The organism is Agarilytica rhodophyticola (genome assembly GCF_002157225.2).
GTDB lineage: Bacteria > Pseudomonadota > Gammaproteobacteria > Pseudomonadales > Cellvibrionaceae > Agarilytica > Agarilytica rhodophyticola.
Genome location: NZ_CP020038.1, coordinates 2,277,554 through 2,296,066 on the forward strand (window position 1 = coordinate 2,277,554; position 18,513 = coordinate 2,296,066).

The 18,513-nt window shown below is 42.5% G+C and carries 16 protein-coding genes and 1 pseudogene; 13 read left to right on the forward strand and 4 right to left on the reverse strand.

What is annotated here, in order from left to right:
• Positions 1–10: 10 nt before the first annotated feature.
• Positions 11–103, forward strand: a pseudogene (locus BVC89_RS09650) (prepilin-type N-terminal cleavage/methylation domain-containing protein); the annotation flags it as partial.
• A 366-nt stretch (positions 104–469) separates the two neighbouring features.
• Positions 470–1,444 carry an NADPH:quinone oxidoreductase family protein gene (locus BVC89_RS09655; protein WP_086930997.1) on the forward strand — a complete coding sequence of 325 codons (975 nt, stop codon included), beginning with the start codon at positions 470–472 and terminating at the stop codon, positions 1,442–1,444.
• A gap of 114 nt (positions 1,445–1,558) precedes the next feature.
• Here BVC89_RS09655 and nadC read toward each other — a convergent pair whose 3' ends face one another.
• Both nadC and BVC89_RS09665 read right to left on the reverse strand, forming a co-directional pair.
• Complete coding sequence (gene nadC, locus BVC89_RS09660) at positions 1,559–2,401, reverse strand: carboxylating nicotinate-nucleotide diphosphorylase (protein WP_086930998.1); 843 nt, start codon at positions 2,399–2,401, stop codon at positions 1,559–1,561.
• Positions 2,402–2,405: 4 nt separating this feature from the next.
• Positions 2,406–2,915 (reverse strand): retropepsin-like aspartic protease family protein, encoded by a 510-nt coding sequence (locus tag BVC89_RS09665; RefSeq protein ID WP_086930999.1) that lies wholly within the window; start codon positions 2,913–2,915, stop codon positions 2,406–2,408.
• 262 nt (positions 2,916–3,177) lie between these two features.
• Here BVC89_RS09665 and BVC89_RS09670 point away from each other — a divergent pair, with 262 nt between their 5' ends.
• The 4 genes from BVC89_RS09670 (at position 3,178) to BVC89_RS09685 (ending at position 8,301) form a co-directional block, all read left to right on the forward strand.
• Positions 3,178–5,577 carry a DUF1631 domain-containing protein gene (locus BVC89_RS09670; RefSeq protein WP_086931000.1) on the forward strand — a complete coding sequence of 800 codons (2,400 nt, stop codon included), beginning with the start codon at positions 3,178–3,180 and terminating at the stop codon, positions 5,575–5,577.
• 243 nt (positions 5,578–5,820) lie between these two features.
• A complete protein-coding gene (gene ampD, locus BVC89_RS09675; RefSeq protein WP_086934564.1) occupies positions 5,821–6,381 on the forward strand; it encodes a 1,6-anhydro-N-acetylmuramyl-L-alanine amidase AmpD in 561 nt (186 codons plus the stop codon).
• A gap of 15 nt (positions 6,382–6,396) precedes the next feature.
• Positions 6,397–7,236 (forward strand): regulatory signaling modulator protein AmpE, encoded by an 840-nt coding sequence (gene ampE, locus BVC89_RS09680; protein ID WP_086931001.1) that lies wholly within the window; start codon positions 6,397–6,399, stop codon positions 7,234–7,236.
• 306 nt (positions 7,237–7,542) lie between these two features.
• Complete coding sequence (locus BVC89_RS09685) at positions 7,543–8,301, forward strand: ParA family protein (protein ID WP_086931002.1); 759 nt, start codon at positions 7,543–7,545, stop codon at positions 8,299–8,301.
• A gap of 43 nt (positions 8,302–8,344) precedes the next feature.
• Here BVC89_RS09685 and BVC89_RS09690 read toward each other — a convergent pair whose 3' ends face one another.
• Together BVC89_RS09690 and BVC89_RS09695 are read right to left on the reverse strand one after the other, a co-directional pair.
• Positions 8,345–9,949 (reverse strand): AmpG family muropeptide MFS transporter, encoded by a 1,605-nt coding sequence (locus BVC89_RS09690; RefSeq protein WP_216825122.1) that lies wholly within the window; start codon positions 9,947–9,949, stop codon positions 8,345–8,347.
• A gap of 4 nt (positions 9,950–9,953) precedes the next feature.
• The gene (locus tag BVC89_RS09695) at positions 9,954–10,262 is read right to left on the reverse strand and encodes an MGMT family protein (RefSeq protein WP_086934565.1); all 309 of its coding nucleotides are present in this window, start codon (positions 10,260–10,262) and stop codon (positions 9,954–9,956) included.
• Between the two features lie 297 nt (positions 10,263–10,559).
• Here BVC89_RS09695 and BVC89_RS09700 point away from each other — a divergent pair, with 297 nt between their 5' ends.
• The 7 genes from BVC89_RS09700 (at position 10,560) to BVC89_RS09730 (ending at position 18,231) form a co-directional block, all read left to right on the forward strand.
• Positions 10,560–11,495 (forward strand): DUF481 domain-containing protein, encoded by a 936-nt coding sequence (locus BVC89_RS09700; protein ID WP_158657862.1) that lies wholly within the window; start codon positions 10,560–10,562, stop codon positions 11,493–11,495.
• 190 nt (positions 11,496–11,685) lie between these two features.
• On the forward strand, positions 11,686–13,365 hold the full coding sequence (locus tag BVC89_RS09705; protein WP_086931004.1) for a methyl-accepting chemotaxis protein: 1,680 nt from the start codon (positions 11,686–11,688) through the stop codon (positions 13,363–13,365).
• A gap of 178 nt (positions 13,366–13,543) precedes the next feature.
• Positions 13,544–13,972, forward strand: a complete 429-nt coding sequence (locus BVC89_RS09710) for an FxsA family protein (protein WP_245929366.1) — start codon at positions 13,544–13,546, stop codon at positions 13,970–13,972.
• A 198-nt stretch (positions 13,973–14,170) separates the two neighbouring features.
• Positions 14,171–14,461, forward strand: coding sequence for a co-chaperone GroES (gene groES, locus BVC89_RS09715; protein ID WP_086931005.1), 291 nt, complete (start codon positions 14,171–14,173; stop codon positions 14,459–14,461).
• An 83-nt stretch (positions 14,462–14,544) separates the two neighbouring features.
• Positions 14,545–16,191, forward strand: coding sequence for a chaperonin GroEL (gene groL / locus BVC89_RS09720; RefSeq protein WP_086931006.1), 1,647 nt, complete (start codon positions 14,545–14,547; stop codon positions 16,189–16,191).
• A gap of 343 nt (positions 16,192–16,534) precedes the next feature.
• Complete coding sequence (gene sodB, locus BVC89_RS09725) at positions 16,535–17,116, forward strand: superoxide dismutase [Fe] (RefSeq protein WP_086931007.1); 582 nt, start codon at positions 16,535–16,537, stop codon at positions 17,114–17,116.
• A 368-nt stretch (positions 17,117–17,484) separates the two neighbouring features.
• The gene (locus tag BVC89_RS09730; protein ID WP_086931008.1) at positions 17,485–18,231 is read left to right on the forward strand and encodes a hypothetical protein; all 747 of its coding nucleotides are present in this window, start codon (positions 17,485–17,487) and stop codon (positions 18,229–18,231) included.
• Positions 18,232–18,513 lie beyond the last annotated feature (282 nt).

Here is an 18,513-nt window from a genome sequence, read left to right on the forward strand (position 1 = left end):
GGAGCATATTATGACTAACAAATACAGTGGTTTCACCTTAATTGAATTGATGATGGTGGTGGCGATTATTGGCATTCTTGTGTCAATTGCTGCGCTGGCTTATTAAGACTATGTGACTCGCGCCAAAGTGAGGGAGCTGTTATTGCGATAACGCAGCTAGAAATACATATGAGCGATGTTTTTCAAGCAGAGTCTTTTTCTGGTATGACTGCCGCTGCAATAGGCTTGACTAACATAGTTATACGCTCACTTCCTGCCAAATATGCACCCTCAGAATGTCGTTAAGCTTTAGGTGTTGATAAAAAGTCATACGCATTTGCAATCACTTCGCTTCTCTGTATCCTACATATCACCATGAACCGTCTTTAAGGCTGCTGTTTAAGATCGTCTTTAAATGGTCTGACCATCTTCTGTTAGCTGTCTTAAAAATCTATATAAATAATAACGAAGACATTATTTGGAATACTCAATGAAAGCCATTATCTGCAATGAGTTTGCACCTGTAGAAAAACTTAACTATCAGGAAGTGCCTGACCCGGAAGCTAAAAAGGGAGAGGTTGTTATCGATGTTAAAGCCTGCGGTGTTAATTTCCCTGATGGTTTATTAGTGCAGGGCTTGTATCAAATGAAGCCATCTTTTCCCTTTGTCCCTGGCAGTGAAGTAGCAGGTGTGATTAGTGAAATTGGTGAAGGTGTTGAGCATTTAAAAGTTGGGACGAGAGTGATCGCCTTATGTATGTTGGGGGGCTATGCACAAAAGGTCGCGTGTCCTGCTAGCCATGTTATGCCAATTCCCGACGGTATTGGTGATGAAGAGGCCGCCGCTTTGGTAACAGCCCATGCTACTGCCCATCATGGTTTAAAACAGCGCGCACAAGTTCGACCTGGAGAAACGCTTCTTGTCACAGGTGCTGCAGGGGGGACAGGTTTAGCTGCATTACAAATCGGCAAACAGATGGGGGCCAAGGTAATTGCTGCGTGCTCGACACAGGAAAAGCTTGATATCGCCAAAGCTAATGGAGCTGATATTCTCATTAATTACACCGATACAGATCTAAAAAAGGCCGTTAAAGAGGTAACGGAGGGACGAGGTGTTGATGTGGTATATGAATGTGTGGGAGGAGATATATTCCATGCATGTTCCAGAAGTATGGCCTGGAATGGGCGTCTACTTGTTATCGGTTTTGCCAGTGGTGATATACCTGAGTTTCCTGTTAATTTAGCACTGGTAAAAGGGTATTCTATAGTAGGAGTGTTCTGGGGATCCTTTACTCAGCATCAACCAAAAGATTTTGCCGCGAATATGAATGAGTTATTAACTTGGTATGTTCAAGGCAGGGTTAAAGTAGTTGTGGATGATATTTTACCATTAGCGTCTGCCAAGGATGCGTTAAATAAAGTAATGGGAAGGCAAGTAAAAGGCAAAATGGTTTTGCGACCATAAGTAATAAAATATGAAATTCCGATTTAGTAAATACTTTTTTATGTTTTATTAACATAATCGGCTTTACACAATTTAATCGTATAAAGCCGAATGAAAAATTATGACTAACAGACATTAAATAATGCGAAAAGAAAGATCGATAGCCTGCACATGTTTCGTAAGTGCACCAAATGAAATATAGTCAATGTACATATCGTTGACCGCGCTAATATTTTCTACCGTTAAATTTCCTGAGAGTTCGTAGCGACTAGAGCCTTTATCGATATCAGCAAGCGCTGCTAGCTGCTGTTGTGAAAAGTTATCAAGCATAATGATATCGGCTTTTGCTTCAAGAGCTTGTTTTAATTGCTCAATGCTTTCTACTTCTACTTCCACCGTTTTATCAGGATGAAACTGCCGGGCTTGGCTGATAGCTTGTTGTATTGAGCCGCATGCGGCGATATGGTTTTCTTTAATTAAATATGCATCAAATAGCCCGATGCGATGATTGTGACAACCTCCAGTAGCAACGGCATATTTTTGCGCAGTGCGTAAGCCAGGGATGGTTTTACGAGTATCCAATAGTGTGATATTTGAATCACCTAAGGCCAGTTTGTAATCGCGGGCCTTGGTTGCAGTCGCACTTAGTAGCTGAAGATAATTCAGCGCTGTGCGCTCTCCTGTAAGCAAGCGTCTAGAATTGCCTTTAAGGGTTACCAGCCGAGTATTAGCTTGGACATATTGTCCATCTTCTGTATGCCAGTTAATAGCGTCCAACCCACCCAGTTGTTTGTAGGTTTCGTTCAACCATGACTGACCACAAAGTACACATGCTTCGCGAGTGATAATATAGGCTTCATCGACTTTGTCTTTTGGTATTAATGAAGCGGTGATATCACCGTTGCCAATATCTTCTTTTAACGCAATTTGTACCGATTCTTCGATATCTTGAGATAACTGATGTAGTGCTATATTCATAAAATTATTGTATTTGTTTGAGTGTCAATTCTGAGCCTTTCTGGCTAAAGTCCAAATCTTTGAGGGCACTCATGCCTAAAAGAATTTCACTGCCATGCATCCCCGGGCTGATAACTGCCCTGACGTTATGGAGCTTTATGGAACCAAGCTCTAATGTTGCTATGGTGGTATCGCGTACATCAGCAATGCCATTGGCTGTGACTACTTGGCGCGTAAATCCAGGTTTTAATTTTGTTTTATTCGCAACCTCAAGAGGAACAGCAACATCGGTTGCTCCTGTATCCAAAAGAAAGACGACTGGCGTGCCATTTATAAAACCACTGGCGACATAGTGATTATGGCGATTGCGAATAAGAGTAATTTCTCCATTACCCGATGAGCTAAGAGACTGGTTTGGATTATATTGTTTGCCTTCCCACCTACCTAGAACCCAGGTAAGTCCTGCGAGTACGATGATCCATGAAATCACCAACATACCTTTACCAAGGCCTCGCTCAGCGTTTGAATTTTCCATCTAACCTTCTATTCAACCTTAATTAATTATTAATGAACCTTTAATGAGGCGCATGTGTCTGAAAATAATAATTGCTGTTTGATGCCAATTATCTTAATTTTATACTTTGGTCACGAATTTTGTCGTTTAGTGTGATACATTTCTCTTTATGAGCTTATAGTGCATAGCCAATGTTGGTTGGACATTATACTCTAATGATGTTGATCAGTTTCGGTTTCCAAGATATTTTGTTTTAATCTTGGTTTTTGGAGGTTTAAGTTTAGTGCCTGGAAATGCTAAGCATGACATTGATGCGAAGGTAGTGCATTTGGAGCCTGAAAGTCACAGATTTGTGCGAGCTCAACTTGCGAGGTTGCCCGCACCAATTCACTCAGTCCATGAGAAGGGCAAGTTTCTTGTCCTGGGGCTCATTAAATCTTTTTTTGATCGCGCGGATGATTCCCTATTCGAATTAGCGGACAAAGCGCAATCCAATCAAGAGCAAAACCTTTACTTTGACTCGATGCGTGAAGTTCGAGTGCAACGTCGTGGCTTCGAGAAAAACTTTTCTGATGCGATTGACCAAGCATTTGCGAATTTAACCTCAAATCAGCCAGTAACCAATGATGAAGATACTGGCCGAACCTTTAACTCTGACGCGCTTTCTCTAGTAGGCAATGATGAGCTTGAGGAAATGGTGGCTCTGGATGCATCAATTGCACGGGCCAATAAAGAGCTGGGAGAGCCTATTCAGCTTATTTCGCTACGTATCGATAGCTTGGTACCAATCAAGGTATATCAAAAGAACAATCCACTGAGCCCCGATGTGATTTGCTCGGCTTTTATGGCTGAGACAAAAAAACTTGATATCGGTATTAAGGCTAAGCTTGTTCTATTCAAGCTATTTGATAAGTCTGTCGTCGGCCGTTTAGGGGAAGTTTACGGCCCGATAAATGATATTTTTAAAGACAATAACATACTACCGTCTTTATCTTCATCTTCCGACCGCCGCCGTCGTCGCACTGATAATATCGACAGACGCAGTGCTCCTCAACAGCCTAACAATACCCAGGCGACTGATTTAGGTGCAGATAATTCCAATGTTAGCCCAGAAGTTATATCGACACTCAAAACGCTTTTAGGGGACAAGGTTGCAGCCAATCCTGCTGCACCTTCGCAAACACAAATTGCAGCAAATGAATTAATCCAATTGCTATCCCGAGCGCAGCATATGCCCTCTATTATGGATAGTCGTGTTGCTATTAATGTTCGTTCTTTAGTTAATCAGTTACAACAGCAAACAGGTGCCCAAGCGACTATTGGCCAAGTGGATGACCAGGTGATGAATTTGGTTAATCTACTGTTTGACTTTATTCTGGAAGATCGAAATCTCGCTCCACCGATGAAAGCACTGATCAGCCGCATGCAAATTCCTATTATTAAGGTTGCTGTTGCAGATAAAGCTTTTTTCACTAAGGGTGGTCATGTTGCTCGACGTTTGCTCAATGAGATGGCAACTGCCGCTATGGGGTGGCAGGGTGATGAAGAAACGTGCAAGCGCGATGCTCTTTACCGAAAAATAGAATCTATTGTACGCACTTTAATCGAAGAATTTGATACCGACATTAGAATCTTTTCTGACTTGCTAGCGGACTTTTCAGCGTTCTTAGAAAAGGAGAAAAAGCGTGCGGCAGTGCTTGAAAGACGTACAATTGATGCTGAAGATGGAAAAGCCAAGGCCGAAGTTGCTCGTACGACCGTCGCTATTGAGATTGAGATTCGTACTGTCGGTTACTCACTCCCTAAAGTTGTAGATCATTTGATCAAGGATGCGTGGAGTAACGTACTCTTTGTAACGGTTTTAAAATACGGCTACGAGTCCGAAGAATGGCTGAGTCATCTCAATGTGTTAGAGCAGTTGGTACTCAGTGTTCAACCGCCACGAACATTGGAGCAGCGTCAAAAACTGATCAAATTGGTGCCGGGACTCCTTAAAAAATTGCGCTCTGGTCTAGATACGATTTCTTACAATCCGTTTGAAATGTCTGACTTGTTTAAATCTTTGGAACGTGTGCATATTGCCTGTATTCGAGGTGTTCCTCAGTCCGGAGCGGCTGCAGGTAAGCCAGAACGTAAACCTGTAAATCCAAGAGCAGCTGCTGTATCAAAGAATGCGCCCAAAGCGCCTGTTAACCCTAATAAACTGCCTCCAAAAGCGAAGAAACCAGCGGCCGCTGCCGATGCCGCAATAGAAAAAGAAATACCAGAGCGAAGCCTGAATGATTTAGCAAAAGGGGTGGAGCTTTCTGAAATCGATAGCGTAGATCGAATTTTGAGCGACGCCGATCCTAAAAAACCTATCAAGCCTGTTAAAAAAGCGCCGCCAGTTCCCACTAGCCTGCCTTTGGACGACCCTTATATGGTGCAAGTTCGCGCCTTTGTGCAAGGAGCGTGGTTTGATATGACAGATGCTAAAGGAGTCAGCACTCGTTGTCGTTTGGCCGCTTTTATCAAGCCTACGGGTAAGTATATCTTCGTCAATCGCAACGGTATGAAGGTTGCGGAAAAAACTCAATTCGAGTTGGCTATGGCTCTTAAAAACAACCAGTTAAGCGCACTTGATAATAGCGTTTTGTTCGACAGGGCATTGGAAACTATCGTTTCAAGCCTGAGGAAGAATTGATTTAGTCCTCATCTCAGCATAGCCTTAAGCGTGTAGATACCTTGTTTGATTTTGTGGTTACACGCTTATTCTTTTCTTAATATCGAACTGTATCTTTTTAGTGTCCCTTCCCATATATTTGTTCATTTTTTTATTAAAGTTTTCTGATGCTTGCCATTAGGGTGTGTTGCTAGGCCTTAGCTTATTCCTTGCTATTTAGGTGGACTTGCCAATAGTATTGGTCATTTATCATTGGAGGATGGTATCTTGCTGAGTGATGGTTGGTGGGATCAAGCAATACATGCTTTTTCACCAAATTTTAATGATAGACCCGAAGAGAGTGATATCGATCTGTTGGTTATTCATAACATTAGCCTGCCGCCAGGTGTTTATGGGCAGGGTTATGTTCATGACCTTTTTCTCAATAAGCTTGATTGTAGCCTTCACCCTTATTTCAAATCACTTGAAAACCTACAAGTTTCTGCCCATGCTTTCATTGAGCGTGATGGTTGTATTACACAATTTGTTTCCTTCGATAAGCGCGCTTGGCATGCTGGACGCTCTGTTTTTGATGGTAGATCCGAATGTAATGATTTTTCTATTGGTATCGAATTGGAGGGCACCGATGATGATGCTTACACAGATGTTCAATACCGGCGCTTGGTTGAACTTAGTGCTGTAATTATGAATACTTACCCTAAAATCACGCTAGACCGTATCGCAGGGCATAGTGATATCGCACCTGAACGTAAAACCGATCCAGGCCCGTCTTTTAACTGGCAGTTTTACAAGTCGTTATTAGCTCAGAATATACTCAAAATATAGGAGGAGGGTGTAAACGTGGATCTTTTTATTGTTGTACTCGCTATTTTGTTTCTTCAAGTTTGGGGAGCAGATAATCCATTTCACAAAGATGAATGGGTAAAACGATGGGTTGAGTATCTCGATAATAGCTTTTCACCTGGGGCCAGCCTTTTATTTTTTCTTGCGGTAGGCTTGCCAATTTTGGCTGCATCCCTGGTCATGTATACCATTGCTACAGTGTCTTACTGGCCATTGCTCCCAATAAGTGTATTTATTTTGCTCTATAGTTTTGGTCGCGGGGAATTTACCAACATTGTGACAGAGTATACCCAAGCATGCTTTGACGAGGATTGGGACTCTGCTCTTGAGCGCGCCGGTAAATTGGATGTGGATCTTACCGGATTGGCGCCGAACGATTGGGACACGCTCCATCAACATGTGCTGGACGAGGCGGCGTATCGTGGTTTTGAGCGGATGTTTGCTGTGCTATTTTGGTTTTTCATATTTGGCCCCTTAGGCGCTTTGCTCTATCGATTAGTGTTTCTTTTTAATCATGGCGCAAATGGCGAAAATAAGAGCGCAAAAAAATGGCTTTGGGTACTAGAGTGGCCCGCTGTTCGCGTGCTTGGTTTGTCATTTGCGATGACGGGGAATTTTGTTGGCTGTATTAGGCGTTGGCACGATAGCTTGTTTTGCGTCACGCGACCTACTCATATGACGATTGGGCAGTCTGTCCTAGGAGCTCTGTCAATCGAAGATGATCTGGATCAAACATGTGAAGTTACGCGCAAAGAGCTATCATTATTAGATAAACTGTATCTACGTACCCTTTGGTTCTGGCTTGGGGCGATAGCTGTTTTTATCTTAGTTAGCTAATGGAACCTAGTAGATGATGAGTACCAAAATACCTTTATAAGAACTTAAGCCTAATGTCAGGTTTAGTTCTTTAAGGTGTGAGAGAGCGAATGAGATGGGTATTAGGTAGTTAACTGTGCTTTTTAATTCACAAGTTAGGCACTTTAGTTGGCCCACTATAGAGCCGATTTATGACGATTGTTAATAGCTCGTGGTTTGTCCTAGTGTCTCGGCCTAGCACCGGGATCATATAAAAGATTTTGTAAAAAGAGACTATGTAAAGAGCATCTCAGTATTTCGTCCTATAATGTATAAGAAAAGCTAATTATGATAACGATAGCACTATATAATTTAAAAGGCGGGGTTGGCAAAACGACCACATCGGTTAATATGGCTTTCTTAGCGGCTCAGGCAAAAAGAAATACTGTGCTCTGGGATTGTGATCCGCAGGCCGCTGCAAGTTGGTTTTTAGGCGCTGACGGTCAACAAAAAAAAGCGATTAAGCTTTTCAATAAAGGTGCCCCTATTGGTTCTTTGGAAGTAAAGTCTCCTTATTCTCGCTTAACGTTAATCCCTGCCGATTTGAGTCTGCGCAATGTCGAGGCTGAATTCGAAGGTAAACAGCGCGCACGAAAGTTTTTTAGTAAGATTGTTGAGCCTTTAAGTGAGAATACATCTATTCTCATATTCGATTGTCCACCGACTCTTTCTCCTTCTACAGAGTATATTTTGGCAAGCGTAGACTTGGTTTTAGTACCAATTATTCCTAGCCCAATGTCGGTAAGGGCTGCTACTCAAGTGGTGGATTTTTTTGCTAAAAAGAAGTCAGCACCGGAAAAAATTGTTGGCTTTTTCAATATGGTGGATCTTCGACGCAAGCTGCATAACGAAACCCTGTCCACTGCTAAGAAACTTCCGTTGCAAATGTTAAAGACTTTTATCCCAATGGATTCCGCCGCTGAAGCCATGTCTCATCGACGTGAGCCATTGGTGAGTTATTCTAGCAATGGTCGAGCAGCTCATGCCTATCGACGTATGTGGAAAGAAATTATTCGTATTGTTAATGCACAAAAGAGAAATAAATAAGGTTCACCTTTGCCTACTCTTAGGGCATATTTTTAGGTAAATTCTATTTATTTGATAGCTCTTTATATGCAGTCTCTGAAGACTTCACAAGATGTCCTATATAATGTCTTAGTCGGATTAATATAATAAGGCTTGGTATAATCATTATCGTTGTTAGGATAAAAAATAATGCCCAATTACCGTCTAGCCAATCTACAATTTGCCCACTGAAACTCGATAAGCTAGTTCTACCTAAGTTACCAAGAGATGCTAGAAGCGCATATTGTGTTGCAGAAAATGCATGATTACAAAGTAAAGAAATAAATGATACGAAAGCTACCGTCGACCATCCTGCAGTAAAACCATCTAATATCACGGCAAGTGCATAGAGATCTTCTTCTGGTCCCACCACAGCAATAAGTGCAAACAGCAAATTCGTGCTTGCCATCGCAATACCGCTAATAAGTAATCCTTTTAAAAGTCCTAGCCTCGCATTGATTAATCCGCCTACTAGGGCGAAAACGACGGTTAACCACCAGCTCAAAATTTTAGAATAAGTGGCGATTTGAGAGTTTGTGAATCCCACTTCCTTATAAAATAAAATGGACATTCTTCCTAAAAATGCCTCTCCCAATTTAAAAAGCAGGACAAATAGTAATAAAGCGATGGATAACTTTACGCCGTTGCGAGAAAAGAATTCCCGTAGGGGAGCCACCACAGCCACAAGTATCCAGGCTAGGCTGATGTCATATAAAGTAGCTGTTTTACTGCTTAAGTGGCTATTAGAAGTACTTGTTAAACGCGAAAGTACGATTGCAAAAATGATGACGAAGAAGAAGACACCCACTGCAATACTTGGAACAAAAAGTGAACTTTGGCGCAGATCTGCGCTGAGCCCAGGGCTACCATTCAAGCTCCAAATAATTAGACTGATAGGAAGTAAAACAGAAAGAAAAAGCAGTGCTTTAGTCCAGCGGCCTGCAGTGCTTGCCATTGATAAGTAGGTATTTAAAGCTAAGTGCTTGGTTTTGTCGCTGTGGTATTTTGGTGTTGGTAATATCGCACTGGCGATACATAGTAAAACAGTCATACCGCCTAAAAGCATATATAAATCTGGCCATTGCCAACCTTTATCGGATAAAAATAAAGGGATCGCACCAATGCCTGCATAGCCTGTCCACCAGCCGGCAGTAATCATGCCTGCCGCAGCAGATACCTTATTTGTTTCGTGTTGTTCAAAGCTGTCCACGCGGTATGCATCAATGGCAATGTCTTGAGTTGCAGAAACACTGGCGATAAGTAAACAAAGCAGCACTAGATCAATGGCATTCGTAGTTGGATCGATAACTGAAATAAAAAAACAAGTGAACGCAATGACCAGCTGGCATAAAAAAATCCAGCTTTGCCGCTGACCAAAGCGGGAAAGGAATGGTGGCGAAACCACGTCTACAATAGGCGACCATAGAAAATTGATTGCATAAACACTAAAAATCAAAGCTGCATAGCCGATATCTGCACGGCTAATGCCAGATTCTTTTAGCCACAGTGTCAACATAGTGCCGATCATAACCCAGGGCAGCCCCTGAGCAATACCCAATATAAAAATGCTCACGACACGGCGATCGAAATAAATCTGTAACTGCCTTAAAAAGCTTTTGCCCGCTATCATAAAATTACGGTGTCCACAAAAATTTTTGCAAATCTATCCTACCATTGATAAAGACAACCCCTTCTTCTGCTAGTAAGTCTTGCTGTTTTTTTCTACTAGGGTGGTGATCTGGTAGCGATATCCGTCCTTGACTGTTGACAACACGGTGCCAAGGAAGTTGAGAATCTTTTGGTAGCTTTCTTAAGGTTGTACCAACAAAACGTGCTGCTCTGCCTAAGCCTGCGAGTTTTGCCACCTCACCATAAGTGACAACTTTTCCGGCTGGAATAAGTCGAAGTACTTGGTAAATCGCTGTTTGGGGGCTATTGGACATTACAAATTTTATCTTAATGGTTTGCCTGGGCCTATCAAAGAACCCTAAGTTTATAGTATTTTTATTTAACACCAAACCCTAGAGCCTTAGTATGGTAATTGTGTGTTTCGTGTACATGAATAATATCGTGACTTAAAGCGTGCGCTATGGCTTGGCTATTTAGTGCAGTGACTTGAAGATGTAAATGCCGTGTGAAAAAAGAGATTTCCTTATTTGATGATTCGATGTAGAAAAAAAATCTGTTTTATTATTTTGTTAGTTTTAAGCTTTAGTAAAGCGCAGAGTGGTGAACTTATATTGCACAATCAGGACACCCTCAAAGGAGAATTATTTGCCATTAATCAAAATGATATTATATGGATCTCCGACCTTATCGGCCGAGTTACCATTGCCAAGCAACATATAAAATCTATTTTTAGTGCCGTTCCTTTAAAAATGCTCGGTGAAAAAACACCCTGTTATTGGCAGGGCTTGGAACATACGGATGCCTTAATTCAATGCACTGGCGGTAGGCAACAGAGAATCACTTTTGACTCGTTGCAAGATGTTTTGTTATTAGAAGGCTACGCTCAGTTGGCTCACGATTATCAAGGTAAACTGGTGGGCGTTGGTTCCAAGGCAAATGGTAATCGTACCCGCCAAGATTGGCTAGTAGATGTAGATGTCTCATTGCGCCACTATGACTATCGGCATATTGTTGGCTTGAAATATGAAGCGGAGGCGGTGGATGAAGGGGAATTGAGAGAAGAATATGAAGCCACATACTCTCTTGACTGGTTTTTCTCTCAGAGAACGTTTTTATTTGCAGAGTCCTCCGCGGGCAAAGATGAAACACGTGATATTGAAGAGCGCTATTCCCTTGGTTCTGGTGTCGGTTATCAGTTTTGGGATACGGGGCAGACGGCATTGTCCTTGAGGACAAGTCTTGAGTATGTTGAAGAACAGTTAGAAGAAGTAACGGATAGACCAAGTGATTTCTTTTCCTGGCGTTTAGCGACAAATTATCGATATCTACTGCCTGGCAATATTGCATTTTTTCTCAATGCGGATTATCTGCAATCTATTCGGGTTGGAGATGAATGGGAAGTGGATGCGGAGACGGGGGTGAGTTTGCCGATTGCCGGTGGTATTACCGCTGATGTCAAATATGACTACGACTTTGATAATGTTGCCGCCGAAGGGTTAGTGCAAGAAGATACCACTTTACGTTTTGGCGTAGGCTATCAATGGTAGCCTGATTGAGCCTTTTTAAAGCTGCCCGCTACAATGAAGGTTTCACTTCGTTGCCAATGGCTAAATGCCTTATTTATCAATAATTTGTACGGTGCTCTGCCGGCTATAAATTACCATGCCAACAATGATTATCTGGTTTTATCGACTATCATAGTACATATGATATCTATTTACCTGGGCAAGAAACACTATGTCTTTATCAATTAAGAACAAGTTGCTGAGTTTAACCTTACTTCCTGTTTTAATGCTATCCATAGTTATGATTGGCGTGATGATCCGCAGCACTGCCCAGCTTAATAGTGTTCAGGTCGAACGTACACAAGACTTGCTACTTGCAGAAAAGCGCGAAGTTTTAAAGGCACTAATGAACGTTGTAGTGACGGCTGTGAAACCCATTTACGACCAAGGTTTGCCAGCGGAAGAGGCGATCAAGTATATGAGAGAAATTAGCTACCCCGGAGGTGGCTATATCTTTGGGTACTCAGATACAGGTGTAAGAATTTTTAATGGTAGCAACACCGCCGGTGTAGGTAATAGCTATTGGGATTTAAAAGATGTTAATAACGTATATTTAATTCGTGATCTGGTCAGTGCGGGCAAGAAAAATGGCTTTGGTGATGGCAATGAATTTGTACAGTACCATTTCCCTCGTTTAGGAGAGAAAACACCTCTGCCCAAGTTGTCTTTCTCAACTTACTTTCCCAATTGGAATATGATGGTTGGGACAGGTTTTTATATCGACGATGTGGATGCGACTGTACAAACAGTAAGAGATGACATCGATGCCGCGCGACAAGACATCATTATGTCGATGGTCATCATCACCGTTTTGTTGGCGCTCTGTGCTGGTATCGTCGGCTATTTTGTAAAAGGCTCCATTATCAACCCTATTTTGGGTATCAGTGATTCCATCCAAAAACTAGCCGCAGGCGGTGGCGACTTAACACAGCGGATTAAATCTAAAGATCAACATGAAATAGGTTGCTTAGCTACTAACCTAAACTCTTTACTACATGCCTTGCAAGATATTATCTCTAAGGTAAAAACCGTGGCGCAGGATGTGAAAAATGAAACCAGTACCATGGCTGATCGCGCCGATACCATTTCTGATGTGACCAACCAACAGCACTCCGAATCTGACCTAGTTGCCAATGCCGTTGCACAAATGGCAGAGACTGCAACAGTTGTCGCCAGTAGTTCAGAGCGGGCTTCTGATGCCGCCAAGCAGGCAGACGAGAGTCGGCTTAATGGGCTGGAGACGGTAAAAGCCAGCAGTGTGGCAATGTCCGAACTTGTCAGTGAAATTAATCGTGCGCAAGAGGTGATTGCGGGAGTTGGTAGTGAAGTGGACAATATCAGTGGCATCCTCCAGGTCATTGAAACTATCGCTGAGCAAACTAACTTGCTTGCACTAAATGCTGCTATTGAGGCCGCTCGCGCAGGGGAGCAGGGGAGAGGATTTGCTGTGGTGGCGGATGAAGTACGCAGTCTCGCCAGTAAAACCCGCCAGAGTACGGAAGAGATCAAGCAGATGATTGGTAAGCTGCAAGAGGGGTCTAAAGCGGCAGTGTCTGTAATGGAAGTTAGCACTGGCAAAAGTGCAACCGCAGAGCAGCGGGTACAGGAGACTTCACAGGCTTTGGATACTATTTCCGGTGCAGTACAGACGATTAGTGATATGAACTCTCAGATTGCACATTCCGCTATAGAACAGCAGCGAGCTAGTGATGAGATCAATCAGCGTATTGCGGCTATCTCAGGGCATGTAACTAAGATGTCAGAAGTGGCAGATCAAAATGGTCAAGGCTATCACCTGTTAACCAGTAAAACTCAAGAACTCGACGATGTAGTCGGACAATTTAAAGTATGAGTTGAGAGTGGTATTGCAATAAAATTTATTTTAGGGATGTCTATCAATAAAAGCTTTATATACTTGTCGTTTTGCCTCTGAGCTTTCATGCCCAGCACGTAATCTCCAATACTTAGCACTTGCTATGGCCAACTTTGCCCCCATGTAAAGAGCAACACTTTAATAAAGGTGACTGCTCTTGCATCCTATCGTTTTACTTTTTGTCGTAATGCCAATTTTGGAAATGGTCGTCTTGATCAAAGTTGGTGGTGTCATCGGGGTTTTTCCTACAGTTGGTTTAGTATTTTTAACCGCTGTGGTTGGTGTGGCCATGCTTCGTAGGCAGGGCTTGAGTACTATTTTGCGCGCACAGCAGAAAATGCACTCTGGTGAACTGCCCCTTAGTGAGATGGTTGAAGGTATCTTCTTAGCTGTTGGAGGAGCATTGCTGTTAACCCCGGGATTTGTCACTGATGCTCTCGGCTTTTGCTGTTTAATTCCTTTCACAAGGCAATTTGTTATTGGTATGGGAATGAAAGTTTTTAAGCCTTACGTGGTAGCAAAGCAGATGAAAACTCCTTCACAACACCATGAAACAATCGATGGTGAATTTAAACGTGAAGAATAGTGCCATATTTGTAAAAAATATCTATTTTAAGGTGTTGAAATTCTAGAAAGCAGACCCATTGTTGGGAACACGAGCGGAAGGGCTTTACTTCCCTCCTCAAAATGTAATGAATTTCTCGGTATAAACTGAGAGGTTTGTGAGATAAACCGGTTCGAAATTGAACTTAAAGATGTGAAAACGCTATTGGGAGAAACATCAATGAAAATTCGTCCTTTACACGATCGTGTTGTGGTTCGCCGCAAGGAAGAAGAAGAAACTACTGCTGGTGGTATCGTATTACCTGGTTCTGCTAAAGAGAAGCCAAATCAAGGTGTAGTAGTTGCCGTGGGCTCAGGCCGCGTATTGGATAGCGGTGAAACGCGCCCAGTTGACGTAAAAGAAGGTGACATCGTAGTTTTTGGCAAATATGCCGGTAGTGACACTATCGAAATCGATGGCGAGGAATTGGTAATCCTCAGCGAAAGCGATATTAAAGCGATAGTTGAATAAGTATTGATCTATTGATTCTAATGACTGAACTATATTATTCAGTCGAAGCAAAATTTAGTAAGGTTTAGTAAGGAATTATTACTATGGCGAAAATTGTAAAGTTTGGTGATGATGCACGTCAGCTGATGTTAGAAGGCGTAAACGTTCTGGCGGATGCGGTGAAGACCACTTTAGGCCCTAAAGGTCGCAATGTTGTTTTGGATAAATCTTTTGGCGCACCGACCGTGACTAAAGACGGTGTTTCTGTTGCTAAAGAAATTGAGCTAGAAGACAAGTACCAAAACATGGGTGCGCAGATGGTTAAAGAAGTGGCTTCTAAAGCTTCTGATGATGCCGGTGACGGTACTACCACTGCAACTGTACTTGCACAGGCGATTGTTAATGAAGGCCTTAAGTCTGTTGCTGCTGGCATGAACCCAATGGATCTTAAGCGTGGTATCGACAAGGCAGTTGCCGCAGCTGTTGAACATGTTAAGTCTATCGCTCAACCATGTGAAGACGGAAAATCTATTGCCCAAGTAGGTACTATTTCTGCTAACTCTGATTCTCACGTAGGTGAAATCATTGCAAGTGCGATGGAAAAAGTGGGTAAAGAAGGTGTTATCACTGTTGAAGAAGGTAATAGCCTTGAAAATGAACTGGATGTTGTTGAAGGTATGCAGTTCGATCGTGGTTATCTTTCTCCTTACTTTGTCACTAATCAAGAAAATATGTCTGTTGAGCTTGAAAGCCCATTCATCTTATTAGTTGATAAGAAAATTTCTAACATTCGCGAATTATTGCCAACGCTTGAAGCCGTAGCAAAAGCGGGTAAGCCTCTCATTATCATCGCAGAAGATGTTGAAGGTGAAGCATTGGCGACCTTGGTTGTCAACAATATGCGCGGTATTGTTAAAGTAGCTGCATGTAAAGCACCAGGCTTCGGCGACCGTCGTAAAGCTATGTTGCAAGATATCGCTATCTTAACTGGCGGTACTGTTATTTCTGAAGAAGTCGGTTTGGATCTTGAAAATACTACTCTTGAGCACCTAGGTTCTGCCAAGCGCGTTACTATGTCTAAAGAGAACAGCGTTATTGTTGACGGCGCTGGTCAAGCGGCTGATATCCAAGCGCGTGTTGCTCAAATCCGTGCGCAAATCGAAGAGACCTCTTCTGATTACGATCGTGAAAAACTTCAAGAGCGTGTTGCTAAACTTGCCGGCGGTGTTGCTGTGATCAAAGTAGGTGCTGCTACCGAAGTTGAAATGAAAGAGAAGAAAGCGCGTGTTGAAGATGCCTTACACGCAACTCGTGCTGCGGTTGAAGAAGGTGTTGTACCTGGAGGTGGTGTTGCACTTGTTCGCGCTGCCGCTGCTATTACAGACCTTAAAGGTGACAACGAAGACCAAAACCACGGTATTAACGCTGCCTTGCGTGCATTACAAGCTCCTCTTCGCCAAATCGTTGCTAACACTGGTGATGAGCCTGCTGTGGTATTGGAGCGAGTAAGCTTGGAAGAAGGTAACTTTGGTTACAATGCAGGTACTGGTGAGTACGGCGATATGATTGCTATGGGTATTCTTGATCCTGCTAAAGTAACTCGCACAGCTGTACAAGCTGCAGGTTCTATCGCAGGCTTAATGATCACTACAGAAGCTATGGTTGCTGATAAGCCAGAAGAGAAAGGCGCTCCAGCTGCTCCAGATATGGGTGGCATGGGCGGAATGGGTGGCATGGGCGGCATGATGTAAACGCTGCTTACTGCATATTTTCCCAAAAGCCTCTGTATCTTTTCGGTGCAGAGGCTTTTTTATAGCTGCAGATGTATGATCACTGGTGTTTTGCAATATCCTCTCTTTCCTTTAATTTCAATCCATAGTTAAATAGCTCTATGCATTTGAAAAGCAGAGATTTTGCTTAATCCAAACATCCGTAAATTTACGAATATATGCCGTATGTTTTCCCATAGTACGTGAGCCGTTTATATTTCATTGCAGAAATTTATCATCAATCTTTGCGAAAACAATTGGCTAAATATACCTTTAACCGTCAGTATTATACTGCGAAAAACTAACCCTCAAGGAATCCTAGATTATGGCTTTTGAATTACCCGAATTACCTTATGCAAAAGATGCACTTGCCCCTCATATCTCAGCTGAGACTTTGGATTTCCACTATGGTAAGCACCATCAAACTTACGTGACTAAGCTAAATGGTTTGGTTCCTGGTACTGAGTTTGAGGGCAAAACACTTGAAGAAGTTGTTAAAACATCGTCTGGTGGTGTTTTTAACAATGCTGCGCAAATTTGGAACCATACTTTCTATTGGAACTGCTTGAGCCCCAATGGAGGAGGTGAGCCCTCAGGTGCATTAGCTGATGCAATAAACAGCGCTTTTGGATCTTTTGAGAAGTTTAAAGAAGAGTTTACTAACTCTGCGATTAACAACTTTGGCTCTTCATGGACATGGTTGGTTAAAAAATCCGATGGCTCAGTTGCTATCGTTAACACATCTAATGCTGCGACGCCTTTGACCGATAGTGATGTAACACCGCTATTAACGGTTGATTTATGGGAGCACGCTTACTATATCGACTATCGCAACGCACGTCCTGCCTATATGGAAGCTTTTTGGGCTCTGGTTAACTGGGATTTTGCCAGCAAAAACTTAGGCTAAGACTTCCTGAGATTGAAGTGCTATTGCCTTTAATACCTGGCCAAGGATGGCTGTCAGCAATTACTGAACGCTCTACAGGTAGTGATTGCTTAATAAAAATACACTCCTTGCGTGTTAAACCTACCACAATTCACCTTTTTACATACCTTTTAGCCTGTTTTCACACCTTTTGAGAGCAATACGTTAGATCCAGGTGGAATTTTTGATAAACTGCCGACCTATATTAATCATGATGTATTTTTCTCCGATTCATGTTACCCCCGACTTTGTTGCACTTTGTCAAATTTGTCAAAGCCAAACAAGCTAAAATAGGTATCCGGTCGAGAGCGGAAACATCGCGTCATTACTATTATGCAAGTTAGTTAATCATGAGCGAGCGCAGAGAACCAACCATTTCATCCTACTCCCCGTCCAAAGAAGATAGCCCTCGTCAAGCTAATATGGGCAATCAACGGGCAAGACCTGCACAACGCAGTTCAGCTCATTCTCCAGCGGCAAAACCTGTTGCTGCCAAGTCGACGATGGCCGTGTTTGCGTTTTTAATTGCCTTAGTCGCCTGTTGTGCTGCGGGCTACCTATATTGGCAGCTTATGGAAGCCCAAAAGCGACAAATTATTTCGGATCAACGTATTGCGGACTTAGAGGGTAAGTTTGAACTGTCTGGCGATGAGTCGGAAATATCTACCCAGGCGATGCAAGCGAAATTGAAGTGGGCTGACTCTGAGATTCGTAAGCTATGGGGGGTCTCCCATGATACTAACCGCAAAGCGATAGAAGTCAATAAAAAGAATATTGCCAGCGCCTTAAAAACGGCGAAAGCAGCTAGCAGCAGTGTCGATGCTAAGGTACAAAAAGCTACCAAGGATATCATTGCTGATCTAAAATTGGTCAGTGATTTAGTGGATGCTCAACAGTCATCGCTAACGACAATTGAAGATGACAATGCAGCCATTGTGAAGCAAGCTCAATTGATTAACGATAAACTCAATAGCTTGGAAACATCTAAAAAAGAGTTTGAACGTCGTATTAAAACTAATGAGCAAGCCATTGAGGCCATTGATGCCTTCAGACGCAATGTCAACCAGCAGCTTCTGCAGTTAAAGGGTGGTGCTTAGGTATATATACTGCCTTACCGCTGTTGAATAAGCCATAATTGCACATCTATGTGGCTTTAGTGATAAAGAAAAAAGAAAGGCGTCGAGCCTTTCTTACATGGAAAGTATTGAGTCCACAATTCAATTACTATTATTAGAGCGCTATAATCTGTAATTAGAGAGTACCGTATAACTGAAATAATACGCTCTACCTCTATGAAGGGTGGCTCATGTGCTGCTCCTCAAAACTATAAAATAAGTGCTTTTATTACACTGATTCATAGCTTTTTCGCTATATCACCC

Excerpts from the sequence above, each read along its gene's own strand:
- BVC89_RS09655 (WP_086930997.1), top strand. The coding sequence starts at position 470 with ATGAAAGCCATTATCTGCAATGAGTTTGCACCTGTAGAAAAACTTAAC.
- nadC (WP_086930998.1), bottom strand. The coding sequence starts at position 2,401 with ATGAATATAGCACTACATCAGTTATCTCAAGATATCGAAGAATCGGTA.
- BVC89_RS09665 (WP_086930999.1), bottom strand. The coding sequence starts at position 2,915 with ATGGAAAATTCAAACGCTGAGCGAGGCCTTGGTAAAGGTATGTTGGTG.
- BVC89_RS09685 (WP_086931002.1), top strand. The coding sequence starts at position 7,543 with ATGATAACGATAGCACTATATAATTTAAAAGGCGGGGTTGGCAAAACG.
- BVC89_RS09690 (WP_216825122.1), bottom strand. The coding sequence starts at position 9,949 with ATGATAGCGGGCAAAAGCTTTTTAAGGCAGTTACAGATTTATTTCGAT.
- BVC89_RS09695 (WP_086934565.1), bottom strand. The coding sequence starts at position 10,262 with ATGTCCAATAGCCCCCAAACAGCGATTTACCAAGTACTTCGACTTATT.
- BVC89_RS09705 (WP_086931004.1), top strand. The coding sequence starts at position 11,686 with ATGTCTTTATCAATTAAGAACAAGTTGCTGAGTTTAACCTTACTTCCT.
- groES (WP_086931005.1), top strand. The coding sequence starts at position 14,171 with ATGAAAATTCGTCCTTTACACGATCGTGTTGTGGTTCGCCGCAAGGAA.
- groL (WP_086931006.1), top strand. The coding sequence starts at position 14,545 with ATGGCGAAAATTGTAAAGTTTGGTGATGATGCACGTCAGCTGATGTTA.
- sodB (WP_086931007.1), top strand. The coding sequence starts at position 16,535 with ATGGCTTTTGAATTACCCGAATTACCTTATGCAAAAGATGCACTTGCC.
- BVC89_RS09730 (WP_086931008.1), top strand. The coding sequence starts at position 17,485 with ATGAGCGAGCGCAGAGAACCAACCATTTCATCCTACTCCCCGTCCAAA.